Origin of the sequence: Rahnella victoriana, from assembly GCF_021276285.1 — a bacterium.
In the GTDB taxonomy this organism is placed as follows: Bacteria; Pseudomonadota; Gammaproteobacteria; order Enterobacterales; family Enterobacteriaceae; genus Rahnella; species Rahnella victoriana.
The window spans coordinates 3,571,120-3,584,401 of sequence record NZ_CP089919.1; the positions used below are offsets into that span (position 1 = coordinate 3,571,120).

Annotated in this window: 11 protein-coding genes; 3 read left to right on the forward strand and 8 right to left on the reverse strand. The window is 56.6% G+C overall.

Annotated features, from left to right (window positions below):
* Positions 1-22 precede the first annotated feature (22 nt).
* The gene (locus J9880_RS16545; RefSeq protein ID WP_095922370.1) at positions 23-469 is read left to right on the forward strand and encodes a winged helix-turn-helix transcriptional regulator; all 447 of its coding nucleotides are present in this window, start codon (positions 23-25) and stop codon (positions 467-469) included.
* A 181-nt stretch (positions 470-650) separates the two neighbouring features.
* Here the strand turns inward: J9880_RS16545 and J9880_RS16550 are convergent, their stop codons facing one another.
* The 5 genes from J9880_RS16550 to J9880_RS16570 are packed head-to-tail and all read right to left on the reverse strand — an operon-like array spanning position 651 to position 7,685.
* Positions 651-2,678: a CocE/NonD family hydrolase gene (locus J9880_RS16550; protein WP_119822364.1), complete on the reverse strand. Its 2,028-nt coding sequence runs from the start codon at positions 2,676-2,678 to the stop codon at positions 651-653.
* Positions 2,675-4,318 carry an ABC transporter ATP-binding protein gene (locus J9880_RS16555; protein ID WP_095922368.1) on the reverse strand — a complete coding sequence of 548 codons (1,644 nt, stop codon included), beginning with the start codon at positions 4,316-4,318 and terminating at the stop codon, positions 2,675-2,677. Before J9880_RS16555 ends, J9880_RS16550 begins: the two co-directional genes overlap by 4 nt.
* Positions 4,315-5,142: an ABC transporter permease gene (locus J9880_RS16560; protein WP_095922367.1), complete on the reverse strand. Its 828-nt coding sequence runs from the start codon at positions 5,140-5,142 to the stop codon at positions 4,315-4,317. The genes J9880_RS16555 and J9880_RS16560 overlap by 4 nt, the downstream gene beginning before the upstream one ends.
* 12 nt (positions 5,143-5,154) lie before the next feature.
* Positions 5,155-6,102, reverse strand: a complete 948-nt coding sequence (locus J9880_RS16565) for an ABC transporter permease (protein ID WP_119822365.1) — start codon at positions 6,100-6,102, stop codon at positions 5,155-5,157.
* A complete protein-coding gene (locus J9880_RS16570; protein ID WP_232769639.1) occupies positions 6,102-7,685 on the reverse strand; it encodes an ABC transporter substrate-binding protein in 1,584 nt (527 codons plus the stop codon). The genes J9880_RS16565 and J9880_RS16570 overlap by 1 nt, the downstream gene beginning before the upstream one ends.
* A gap of 218 nt (positions 7,686-7,903) precedes the next feature.
* Between J9880_RS16570 and J9880_RS16575 the strand changes: the two genes are divergently transcribed.
* Entirely contained in the window at positions 7,904-8,179 is a 276-nt protein-coding gene (locus J9880_RS16575; protein ID WP_095922364.1) for a CBU_0592 family membrane protein, read from the forward strand.
* Between the two features lie 57 nt (positions 8,180-8,236).
* On the opposite strand, the gene J9880_RS16580 is transcribed toward J9880_RS16575, so the two are convergent.
* A complete protein-coding gene (locus J9880_RS16580) occupies positions 8,237-9,127 on the reverse strand; it encodes a LysR substrate-binding domain-containing protein (RefSeq protein ID WP_095922363.1) in 891 nt (296 codons plus the stop codon).
* 24 nt (positions 9,128-9,151) lie between these two features.
* A complete protein-coding gene (locus tag J9880_RS16585) occupies positions 9,152-10,570 on the reverse strand; it encodes an aminotransferase-like domain-containing protein (protein WP_095922362.1) in 1,419 nt (472 codons plus the stop codon).
* A 168-nt stretch (positions 10,571-10,738) separates the two neighbouring features.
* On the opposite strand from J9880_RS16585, the gene J9880_RS16590 reads away from it, so the two are divergent.
* On the forward strand, positions 10,739-11,011 hold the full coding sequence (locus tag J9880_RS16590) for a DUF1127 domain-containing protein (RefSeq protein WP_095922361.1): 273 nt from the start codon (positions 10,739-10,741) through the stop codon (positions 11,009-11,011).
* Between the two features lie 145 nt (positions 11,012-11,156).
* Here the strand turns inward: J9880_RS16590 and metG are convergent, their stop codons facing one another.
* Positions 11,157-13,187, reverse strand: a complete 2,031-nt coding sequence (metG, locus tag J9880_RS16595) for a methionine--tRNA ligase (protein ID WP_095922360.1) — start codon at positions 13,185-13,187, stop codon at positions 11,157-11,159.
* Positions 13,188-13,282 lie beyond the last annotated feature (95 nt).

Sequence of the window (13,282 nt, forward strand, 5' to 3'; positions counted from 1 at the left end):
GACCCTATGAGCAGGAAGTGCCATGAAACGAACCCGTCTGGAAAACACGCCGTGTCCGGCTGGCCGTGCGCTGGATTTAATTGGTGACTGGTGGACGCTGCTGATCGTACGCGACGCCATGCGTGGCATCTCGCGTTTCAGCGAGTTCCAGCGCAGTCTGGGCGCGGCAAAAAACATTCTCAGCACCCGTCTGAAAGCACTGGTGGCGGAAGGCATTTTGAAAATTGAACCGGCAGCCGATGGCTCGGCGTATCAGGATTATGTGCTGACTGAAAAAGGGCTGGCGCTGCAACCGGTGCTGGTCGCGCTGGGGCAGTGGGGAAGTGAATACCTGTTTGAGGAAGGCGAAGCCTGTACGCAACTGGTGGACAGTGAAAACCGCCAGCCGCTGCGCAAACTGGAAATCCGTGCGCAGGACGGGCGGGTACTGGAAAGCCAGGATATTACGGCGATTTTTCCTGAGATTTAAAATTTGAACGCGATCGGCTCCCGCGCCTGCGCAGGGGAGGGTTGGGGTGGGGTATTAAAGCGAAATCAATAAGTTGAAGTTTGCACTGACCAGGTGTCAGCCCTTAAAACCCCCTCCCGGCCTCCCCCTTCGCAGGGGGAGGAGCAAGGCCAAACCCCGGCTTACAGGAGCAAACAAAACCTTACCGCGCAATCCTCTCGTGCCAGTATTTGGTGAACTCTTCCTCGCCGTTGAGGCTCACCACCATATCGCCGCTGACGATAAAGTGCGTCAGGTCGCTGCGCAGTTCGAGGGTGATTTCCGCTTCCATCCACCAGCCTTCACGTCCCATTTTCATGGTCTGCGTCAGCAGATAACGGGCGGATAATGGATCGCTGTTACTCACCGTCAGTTCGCGGCGCAGACCGTGATCGACGGTGGTATCGATATCATCAAAGCGGTAAACCCCTTCGCCAAAGACGCCGCCCACGCCGTGCGTGACGCTGGTCCAGCTGTCGGTGAGGAAATCATAAGTGATGTTGCGGTCCACGCGTCCCGGCGACAGTACCGTTTGCGGCGTCAGCGGCGCGCTTTGCGGTTCTTTGATCGGGCCTTCAATCGCCACCGGCTGCTCGCACACCGGCAGGCTGAGTTGCGCACTGTGCAAATCTAACGTCAGGATCGCCGCTTCTGCCATCGGCCAGATCATCGGCCAGAAGGTGGTCGCCAGCGAGAGTCGCATCCGGTGGCCGGTGGCAAAGCGGTGCGCAATGCCGTCCAGTTGTACCGGTACTTTAACTTTCTGACCGGGGATCAGCGGCACAGATTTGTCGTGACCGTGCAGATGGGAAAGATTCAGCCAGCCGTGGGTGACGCGGTTTACTGCGCCGTCCGGCGAAACGTCTGAAAGCCGGACGTACAACATCGCCGCCGGTTTATCGCTGCTCAGTTCGACGGTGAATTCCGGGAAACCGAAAATGGTCAGCGGTTCGGCCAGCGGTTCGCCGTCGAAGATTTCCGCCATGCCGTCATCGACACGCTGATCCGGCGGCATTTCGCCGGGCACACCGGCGCCCATCCATTCTCCGGCCATCAGACCGTGATTCTGCGGCGAACAGATATTGAGCACGCCTGCGTCAACGTCCGGCTGGGTATTCAGCTGGCCGCGTGTCAGCCAGCGCGGGCTGTGATTAATGTTGCTGGCGGTGCCGCGATCAAATCCGACCCATTCGCCACGACTGACCGGACGCATCGCCGAAGGCGGCTGACTGTCCTGCAACCAGGTCTGGATCATCGGGCCTTCCATCGCGCCGTTGTCTTCGCCTTTCAGCCAGTGATCCCACCAGCGGACGGCTTCCTGTAAGAAACCTATCGCCGGTTCCGGCGTGCCGTCCTGCGGATAAATATGCGCCCACGGGCCGAGAATGGCGCGGCGCGGGACTTTCAGGTTGTCCATCAGGCGGAACACGGCGTTGCTGTAGGCATCCGCCCAGCCGCCGATCGCCATCACCGGACACTGGATTGCTGACCAGTCTTCGCACACCGAACCATGCTGCCAGTATGCATCGCGCAACGGATGTTCCATCCACAGCGCCGGGAAGAATGGCATGTTTTCCAGACGGTTCAGCCAGTCCTGATACCAGCTTTCGCCGACCAGTGCGGGGTCGGCAGGGCGGCTCTGGTACGCCAGCATAATGCCGCCCCACCAGAGGTTGTCGTTGAGCAGGCAGCCACCTTTGTAATGAATATCGTCGCGGTAACGGTCATCCGTTGAACACACTGTGATGATGGCTTTCAGCGCGGCGGGGCGGCGGGCGGCCACCTGCAGGCCGTTAAAACCGCCCCAGGATTTCCCCATCATGCCGACGTTGCCGCTGCACCAGCGTTGTTCGGTGATCCACTGAATGACTTCCAGCGCGTCGTCCTGTTCCTGCAACAGGTATTCATCGGCCAGCAGACCGTCGGATTCGCCGCTGCCGCGCATATCCACACGTACGACTGCGTAGCCGTTTCCGGCGAAAAAGCCGTGCATCGGTTCATCGCGGGTGCGGGTGCCGTCGCGTTTACGGTAGGGAATGTATTCAAGAATGGCCGGAACCGGCTGGCGTTCAGCGCCATCCGGCAGCCAGAGACGGGCGGCGAGACGCGTGCCGTCGCTCAGCGGGATCCACAGATGTTCGGTCACGGTGACGGCGTGAGGGAATTCAGTCACGATACGTTTGGTGCTCATAAGACTCCTGTCGAAGAAATGGCTGCCGCTGGAAGCGCCGTGCCGCGCAGGGCGAGAACTTCGTCCAGCCAGCTGGTGCGCATTTCCGGTACGGAGGTCAGCAGTTTTTCGGTATAGCTGTGCATTGGCGCGCTGAAAACCACGTCGGTATCGCCGCTGGCGACCACCTGCCCCTGATACATCACCGCGACCTGATGAGCGATACGTTTCACCGTACCGAGATCGTGTGTGATGAACAGGTAGGACAGACCGAGCTGTTCCTGCAAACGACGCAGCAGATTCAGCACTTCCTCCGCCACCAGCGGATCGAGCGCCGAGGTGGCTTCATCGCAGATAATCAGTTCCGGCTGCGCGGCCAGCGCGCGGGCAATACAGACGCGTTGTTTCTGTCCGCCGGAAAGTTCGCCGGGGCGACGGTCGATCAGTTTGACCGGCAGTTCGGTCAGGCGCAGTAACTCTTCCACGCGTTCGCGCACCTGCTTTTTGTTCATCCCGAAGTAGAAGGTCAGCGGGCGGCCGATGATGTCCAGCAGGGTCTGGCGCGGATTGAGCGCCACATCGGGAAGCTGATAAATCATCTGCATACGGCGCAGCGTTTCTTTATTGCGCTGGTGGAAATTGTGCGAAAGCGACATGCCGTCGAAATCCACCGTACCTGCGGTGTCGGGCAGCAATCCGACCAGCGCCCGCGCCAGCGTACTTTTCCCGCTGCCGGATTCGCCGATAATCGCCAGCGTTTTGCCGCGCGGCAGTTGCAGGCTGACATCGTGCACCACCCGTTTACCATTGTAGCCGGTGCTCAGTTTACGCATCGTCAGCAACGGCTGACCGGCAGTGTCATGGTCGTCTGCCAGCGGCTTCAGCCCCTGTTCGCGCTCCGCCACCAGACGCCGTGTGTAATCCTGCTGGGGATTTTCCAGAATGGTTTGTGTGTCGCCGGTTTCTACTTCTTTGCCGTGGCGCAGGACCATAATGCGGTCGGCAAGCTGCGCAACAACCGCCAGATCATGCGTGATGTACAGCGCCGCCGTGTTGAATTCGCGCACCAGCTTGCGCAGCATCACCAGCACTTCAATCTGCGTGGTGACGTCCAGCGCCGTGGTCGGCTCATCCATGATCAGTAAATCAGGTTTACAGGACATCGCCATTGCAGCCATCGCACGCTGAAGCTGTCCGCCGGAAAGCTGATGCGGATAGCGTTTGCCGATGTTTTCCGGATCCGGCAAATCGAGCGAGCGGAACAGTGAAATCGCCCACTGACGGCTTTCTTCTTTGTTCATCAGCCCGTGGCGGATGGGACCTTCGCAGACCTGTTTTTCAATGGTCAGCGCCGGATTAAACGAAGCTGCCGCGCTTTGTGCCACATAGGCCACACGCCTGCCGCGCCATTCACGCTTGATGCGTGAGGGCTGCGAAACGATATCGGTGCCATCGAGGAAGACTTCACCACCGGCAATCCGGCAGCCCTGCCGCGCATAGCCTAACGCGGCCAGCCCGATAGTGGATTTGCCTGCGCCGGATTCCCCGATCAGGCCGAGCACTTCGCCCGCAGCCAGCGTCAGGGAAATATCCTGCACCAGCGGCGAACCGTCGAGGGTTTCGATACGCAACCCGCGCATTTCTAAAATCGTGCGTGTCATGCTTCATCTCCATGCGGCAGGCTGTTGCGTGCCAGCAGCCAGTCGACCACCAAATTGACGCCGATCGTCAGCAGGGCAATGGCCGCCGCCGGATACAACGGCGCGAACTGACCAAAGTTAATCGCCTGCGCGTTGTCGCGCACCATGCTGCCCCAGTCGGCATACGGCGGCTGAATACCCAGCCCTAAGAAACTTAAGCCCGCGATAAACAGGAAGGTAAAGCAGAAGCGCATACCAAACTCTGCCAGCAGCGGCGGCAGGGCGTTGGGCAGAATTTCTTTCATCAGCACCCAGCGCAAGCCTTCACCCCGCAGACGGGCCGCTTCCACGTATTCCTGACAGACGATTGCCTGCGCCACCAGGCGCGCCAGACGAAACACGCGGGTGGCATCGAGCAGGGCGATGGTCAGCACCAGCACCGGAATCGAGGTGCCCATCACGGACAATACGATCAGCGCAAAAATCAGCACCGGAATCGACATCACGGTATCGACGATGCGCGACAGCACCACATCAACCCATTTGCCATAAATCGCCGCCGTGAAGCCGGTGACAATGCCGATGATGAAGGAGCTGAAGGTGATGGTCAGCGCAATGGCAATGGTGGTGCGGGCACCGAACAGAATGCGGGACAGCATGTCGCGCCCGAGACTGTCAGTGCCAAAGGGCGTGGCGGCGGAAGGCAGCAGCCAGATGTCGCCGACCTGCTCGGTTTCGCTGTGCGGCGCCAGCCAGGGCGCAAAAATAGCCGCCAGCAGGTTCACCGCAATAATCACAATACCAATCCAGGCCGACAGCGGGATGTTAATGAAATATCGGTTCATGTGTTCCCCCTTTTAGCGCGCATGGCGCAGACGTGGATTGCACCAGATCGCCAGTAAATCGGCAGTGGTGTTGAGAAAAATGTAAGTGCCGCCAAACAGCAGACCGCAGGCCTGAACCACCGGCAGGTCGCGTTTGGTCACGGCATCTACCATGTATTGCCCGATGCCCGGATAGACAAACACCACTTCCACCAGGATCACGCCGACCACCAGATACGCGAGGTTAAACGCCACCACGTTGATGATTGGCGCAAGGGCGTTCGGCAACGCGTGAGAAACCACAATGCGCCAGCGCGGAATGCCTTTGAGCACGGCGCTTTCGATATACGGGCTGGCCATGACCGCCGTCACCGAGGCCCGCGTCATGCGCAGCATATGCGCCAGCACCACCAGCGTCAGGGTAAGCATCGGCAGGGTGCAGACGTAAAGACGGTCAATGAACGACGAGCTGCTGTCGACCATCGCCAGACTCGGAAACCAGGTCAGACGGATGGCGAAGGCGATCACCAGAATGTAGCCGACGAAAAACTCCGGCACCGAAATGCTGATAAGCGTCAGGGTATTGGCCAGCCGGTCAAAGACGGAGCCGCGCCAGATAGCTGACGCGATACCCAGACCGACCGCCAGCGGAATGGCGATGACTGCCGCGTATCCGGCGAGGAACAAGGTGTTTGCCAGACGGGGCAGCAGTTCGTCGCTGATGGCGCGACCGTTCGCCAGTGAATGCCCCAGATCGCCGTGCATAATGCCCGCCAGCCAGTGCAGGTAACGCAACACAGAGGGTTCATCCAGCCCGAGTTGCAGGCGCAATGCGGCCACGGTTTCAGGCGTGGCGCTCTGGCCTAAAATGGCGGTGGCGACGTCACCGGGCAGCATTTCCGTGCCGATAAAAATCAGCACGGAAACCAGCCACAGCGTGATGATGCCCAACAGGACCCGCTGTAAAATCCGTTTTTTCATCATGCCTCCAGCCAGACGCGCTCGGCCAGACGACCACCCATAAAGTTGAACATCGGATGCGGTTTGATACCGCCGACTTTTTTGCTGGCCGCATCCAGATAATCGCCAAACAGCGGGATCATCGCGCCGCCGTTATCGCGCACGATACTTTGCAGTTCGCCATAGATTTCTGCGCGTTTGCCTTCATCAAGCAGGGAACGGGCCTGTAACAGCAGGGCGTCAAACTTCTCATCTTTCCAGTGCGTATCGTTCCATTTGGCGGTGGACTGGTAGGCGGTGGAGAACATCTGGTCCGCCGTCGGGCGTCCGCCCCAGTAACCCATGCTGAACGGCGCTTTCATCCACACGTCATCCCAGTAACTGTCGGCGGGCTGGCGCTTGATGTTGACCTGAATACCGCCTTTCTGCGCCTGTCCCTGGAACAGGGCAGCGGCGTCGAGCGCACCGGCAAAGGCGGCGTCAGAGGAAGACAGCTCGATTTTGAGATCCGTCAGACCGGCTTTTTTCAGGTAGAATTTTGATTTATCCGGATCGTAAACGCGTTGTTCCAGACTGTGATTGAAGAAGCGGTCAGTTTTCGGGATCGGATGGTCATTGCCCAGCGAGCCGTAGCCGCGCAGCACGGTGTCGAGGATTTTCTGGCGGTCGATGCCGTGTTTGATCGCCATGCGCACGTCGTTGTTGTTGTACGGCGCGACGCTGCAATCCATCAGGAAGGTGAAATGCTGGCCGCCGGAAGAACGCACAATGTTCAGCGCCGGGCTGCGTTTAAGGAAATCGACAGTTTTGAAATCGACGCGGTTAATCGCATGAACCTGGCCGGAAATCAGGGCGTTGGTACGCGCGGTCGGGTCGTTGATAACCAGCACTTCTACCGCATCGACAAACGCGCGATCCGGCTTCCAGTAGTTCGGGTTGCGTTTGAACAGGGAGCGTACGCCCGGCTCATACTGATCAAAGATAAACCCGCCGGTACCAATCGGGTGCGACCAGTCGGTGAAGCCGTCCGGCACCACCACCAGATGGTAATCCGCCAGCAGATACGGCAGGTCGGCGTTGCCGCTGTCGAGGGTGATCAGGATCTGGTTGTCGCCCTGTTTGGTCAGGCCGGTAATCGGTGCCAGCTGGGTTTTGATGGCGCTTTTCGATTTGTCGCCGCGATGCAGGTTGATGGAGTAGAGGATGTCATCGGCATTAAGTTTCTTGCCGTTATGGAAGGTCACGCTATCGCGAACGGTAAACACCCATTCGGCGGCACCCGGTTTGGCTTCCCAGGCGGAGAACAATTCCGGCGTGGCTTTGTTATTTTCATCAATTTCAATCAGGCCGTTCATCAGCATATACGCCTGATTTAAGGGCACCCAGTCGCTGAATAATGTCGGGTCCAGCGTATCACTGGTATTTCCGCCTGACATACCCAGTTTTAATACGCCGCCTTTTTTCGGTCCGGCCGCGAACGCAGAGAACGGTGAAAAGCCCATGGCACTGGTAATACCCACAGCGGAAGCGCTGGTAATAAAGCCGCGACGGCTAAGTTGTGCATCCTGCATTAATTTCGTCAAAGGGGAATTATTATCTTTCATTAATTTTCTCCATAGTACGTGCTGGAATTTTATAGGTGCAGGCGAAATACCCCGGGTGTTTCTAAATGGCGCAATGGATTGCCTTGATGATTTATATCAAAACCCCCTGTTGAACTTGCATGAGAATTTATCATGAGGGTATGCGAAAAAGACGCGGCAGAACACCCTGAAAAGCTTTATTTTTCCAGCTAATCATTATGAGGAAAGGAAAGGGACCCGTGGAACTGCATACGGTTGTCGGCTTAATTGGCGTGTTTTGCTATCTTCTGGCTTATGCGCTGGTTCAGATGCGCAGGCTAGCGGTTGATGCTAACAGTTACGCCTATCTTAATATAATCGGCGGTGTGTTTGGGCTGTATTCGTTAAGCCATGATTTTAACCTTGCATCCTGTATTTCACAGTCATGCTGGCTGTTGTTTACATTAATTGGTATGAATTCTGCGAGAAAACGAAGATATCTGGAAAGGAATAAAATCCCGCCTGCGGATATATAATTAACATATAAGATTATTATTATTTTACGCCTCCCCCGGCGAAGGGGGAGGCGTTTATTATGGCTGTTTCAGCCAGTTAATCACTTTGTGCACCACCGGTTTCAGGAATCTGTCCTGCGGGGTCAGCATGTAGCATTTTCCGGCGGCGGCCAGTTTTCCGGGGTGTGCGGCGACTAACTGGCCGTTGTTAATATAATCCTGTACCAGTCCTTCCCAGCCCAGCAGAATTCCATCCCCCAGTACCGCCGACTGCACCAGAAACGGGTAGTTATTGGCACGCCAGGTTCTGCGTGGCGTCACGAAACTGACATCCTGTGAGGCAAACCAGTCGCGCCAGCCGGTCCATTCCCGCTGCGGGTCGTCCTGGATCAGCAACGTCTGTTCGAGCAGATCAGCCGCAGACGCGTCCGGCGGAAGCCGGGTAAGAAATTCCGGCGAACACATCGGATAACACACTTCATCAAACAGGGCCTGAACGTGATAGCCGGACGGTGGCTCGCGGAGATAGAAAATAGCCAGATCAAATTCTGATGACTTGAGGTCTGAAAAACTGTCAGAAATCTTCATGCGGATTTGCAGGTCAGGCAGTAACTGGCGCAAAGAGGAGAGGCGGGACGAAAGCCACAGCCCGCTCATGGCGCTGGTGCAGGCCAGCGTAACCTGCGGCAGGCCGTTCCAGCCCATGACTTCCGCGGTGGATTGCGAAATATCGCCCAGCAGTTTACGTACCTGCTGCGCATAGGTTTCACCGCGCGGTGTCAGCGTGGTTTTACGCTGGGCGCGCTGGAAAAGCTTACAGCCGAGCATGTCTTCCAGCTGGATAATCTGGCGGCTGATGGCGCTCTGAGTCAGATTCAGCTCATCGGCAGCCCGCGAAAAACTGCAATAACGCGCCACGCATTCAAAAGCCACCAGTGTGTTCAGCGGCGGTAACGGTTCTATCTGCACGGTAAAAGTCTCTCCGGATGACGTTTAGCAGTTTTCCAGCATTTGTGAAATCGTCATGCCCACCTGCTGGACAGCACGTTCAGTTTTGGCCGTCAGCGTCTGGGCATAGTTGATGCGCAGGCAGTTGCGGTATTTGCCAGAGGCAGAGAATATCGAACCGATGGCAATTTGCACGAAATGTTCTTCCAGCAACCGGTTCAGGCGCTGCGTATCCACACGTTCATCGAGTTCGATCCACAGCAAAAATCCGCCCTGAGGACGGCTGACCCGCGAGCCGCAGGGGAAATATTTCATCACCCAGTCGGTCATGGTGCACAGATTTCGCTGATACTGATTACGCATCCGCCGCATATGTTGCAGGTAATGCCCCTGTTTGATGAAGTCCGCGATAGCGATTTGCGGCAGGGTGGCGGATGCGCCGGTGGTGATGTATTTCATGTGCAGGGCGCGGTCATGATAGCGACCCGGTGCAATCCAGCCGACGCGCAGACCGGGCGCCAGCGTTTTGGAAAACGAGCTGCACAGAAGCACGCGGCCATCTTCATCAAACGAGGTAATGGTGGCCGGGCGCGGATACTGATAGGCCAGTTCGCCATACACATCGTCTTCGATAATCGCGATATCGTAGCGTTGCGCCAGTCGCAGCAGGCTTTTCTTGCGGTCATCCGGCATGTTGTAACCGAGCGGATTATTGCAGTTGGGCGTCAGCTGTATGGCTTTGACCGGCCACTGCTCCAGCGCCATCTCCAGCGCTTCCAGACTGATGCCGGTCACCGGGTCGGTGGGGATTTCCAGCGCCTTCATGCCAAAGCCTTTCAGGGTCTGCATCGCGCCGTGAAAACTGGGGGAATCCACTGCCACAATATCGCCATGCTCGCAGACCGAACGGATGGCGATAGACAGCGCCTCATGGCAACCGGTGGTGATCAGAATATTGCTGGCATCCATATGGCTGCCGCTGTCGATCATCAGGCGGGCAATCTGTTCGCGCAGATCTTCTGAACCGTAAATGCTGTCGTAATGAAACGCGCTGAGGTTTTGATGCTGCCCGGCACGCCCCATCAGGCGGCTGAGCGGCCTGAGCGTGGCAGCAGTCACGTCCGGCGAGCCGCGCCCGAGCTGAATGACGCCGGGACGATGCGGGGAAGTGATCAGTTCCAGCACCTGATCCCACTGGGAAATATCCACCGGACGCTGCGTCGGGCGGCAAACCGCCGGAAGGGCCGCCTGAATACGGGAATCTTTCACGAAGTAACCCGATTTCGGCCGGGCTTCCACCAGCTGTTTTTCTTCCAGCACCCGGTACGCCTGCTGAACAGTGCTGACGCTGACGCCGTGTTCACTGCTTAACACCCGCACTGAAGGCAGACGGATCCCCGCCGGATAAAGCCCCTGTTCAATACGATCACTCAGAACATTTGCCAGATTTTCGTAACGGTTCATTATCTTTTCCTCAACGCCTGTGCAAAGAAAGCAGTACAGATGGACACAATCTAACGCTGAATCTGTCATCAGATCCAGATCTGTATGGTCGAAATACAAAAAAACTGAATCTGTAATGTTTTTGCCCGTTGTCAGATCCTGATGTCAGGTCGTCAACGGGAGCAGAATATGAAAAATATCATTGAAGAACGGCAGTTTGCCGGATGTGAGACACGGGTTTGTGCAGAAATCGCAGTGCATGAGCGGGCAGTACAGATGCCGCAGAAAAAGGCCGGATGGTTGAAACAGTTTTTTGCCGCAGTACATGGCTGGAATGAGCGGCGCGTCAGTCGCAAGATTTTGCATGCGCTGAGTGCAGATCAGCTGAAGGATATCGGGCTGGCGAAATCGGATATCGACAGGGAGTATCCGCGCAGCGTGTGGCCGAACTGGCCGAAGTGATTATGCTCCCACCCCTGCGAAGGGGAGGGCCGGGGTGGGGTATTAAGGTCAAAAAAATAAGCTGAAGTTTTCTCCAACCCTTAATTTAGTCTGTAAAACCCCCTCCCAACCTCCCCCTTCGCAGGGGGAGGAGCAGTCATGAGTTTTATTTAACCTGCATACCTGGCTGTGCGCCGGAATCCGGGCTGAGCAGGAAGATGTCTTTTCCGCCCGGGCCTGCTGCCATTACCATCCCTTCAGAAATACCGAAGCGCATTTTACGCGGGGCGAGGTTGGCGACCATGATGGTCAGACGGCCTTCCAGTGCTTTCGGATCAGGATAGGCTGAGCGGATACCGGAGAAGATCTGACGGGTTTCGCCACCCAGATCCAGTTGCAGACGCAGCAGTTTGTCCGAACCTTCCACGAAATCAGCGCTCTTGATCAGCGCGATACGCATATCCACTTTGGCGAAATCATCAAAAGTGATGGTTTCCTGAATCGGATCATCTGCCAGCGGACCGGTTGCCGGTGCGTTGGCGGCAGCGATATCTTCTTTTGAGGCATCAACCATCGCGGTCACTTTATCCATTTCAATACGGTTAAACAGCGCCTTGAACGGATTCACCTGATGCGAGAGCAGCGGTTGCGCAATCGCGTCCCAGTCCAGCGTGCAGTTGAGGAACGCCTCAGTGCGCTCTGACAGGGAAGGCAGAACCGGTTTCAGATAGGTCATCAGTACGCGGAACAGGTTGATGCCCATTGAACAAATCGCTTGCAGGTCGGCGTCGCGGCCTTCCTGTTTTGCGACCACCCACGGGGCCTGCTCATCGACATAACGGTTAGCCAGGTCAGCCAGCGCCATGATTTCACGGATTGCACGGCCTGATTCACGGCTGTCGTACGCCTGAGCGATGCTTTCAGCGGCATCGGTGAAGGTTTTGTACAGCGCTTCGTCAGCCAGTTTGTCAGCCAGTTTGCCGTCAAAACGTTTGGCGATGAAACCGGCGTTACGTGACGCCAGGTTAACCACTTTATTCACGATGTCTGCGTTAACGCGCTGCACGAAATCTTCCAGATTCAGGTCGATATCGTCGATGCGTGAAGACAGTTTCGCCGTGTAGTAATAACGCAGGCAGTCCGCATCCAGGTGATTCAGATAGGTGCTGGCCTTGATGAAGGTGCCGCGTGATTTGGACATCTTCGCGCCGTTAACCGTGACATAACCGTGCACGAACAGGTTGGTTGGCTTGCGGAAACCGCTGCCTTCCAGCATCGCCGGCCAGAACAGGCTGTGGAAATAAACGATATCTTTACCGATAAAGTGATACAGCTCGGTGGTGGAATCTTTTTTCCAGAACTCGTCGAAGTTCAGATCGCTGCGGCGGTCGCACAGGTTTTTGAATGACCCCATATAGCCGATCGGCGCATCCAGCCAGACGTAGAAGTATTTGCCCGGCGCATCCGGAATTTCAAAGCCGAAATACGGCGCATCGCGGGAGATATCCCACTGTTGCAGACCGGATTCAAACCATTCCTGCATTTTATTCGCCACCTGCTCCTGCAACGCGCCGGAACGTGTCCACGCCTGCAACATGGCGCTGAATTCTGGCAGATCGAAGAAGTAGTGCTCGGAATCACGCAGTACCGGCGTCGCGCCGGAAACCACTGATTTCGGCTCGATCAGTTCGGTCGGGCTGTAGGTCGCGCCACACACTTCACAGTTATCGCCATACTGATCAGGCGATTTACATTTCGGGCAGGTGCCTTTGACGAAACGATCCGGCAGGAACATGCCTTTTTCCGGATCGTACAACTGGGAAATGGTGCGGTTCTTGATGAAGCCGTTTTCTTTCAGACGACCGTAAATCAGCTCAGACAGCTCACGGTTTTCGTCGCTGTGCGTGGAGTGATAATTGTCGTAGCTGATGCCGAAGCCGGCGAAATCTTTCTGATGCTCCTGGCTCATTTCGGCAATCATCTCTTCCGGCTTGATCCCGAGTTGCTGCGCTTTCAGCATGATCGGCGTGCCGTGTGCATCGTCCGCACAGATGAAATGCACTTCATTGCCGCGCATTCGCTGGTAACGAACCCAGACGTCAGCCTGGATGTGCTCGAGCATGTGACCGAGATGGATGGATCCGTTGGCGTACGGAAGTGCACAGGTTACCAAAATTTTTTTCGCGACTTGAGCCATAGTAAGAGCTTGCTTTCTGTAGTTGAAATCAGGGGTATTGATGTTAACCGAAACCGCCGCCCCGCGTAAACAAACGGGGGGATCTCCTTACGCGT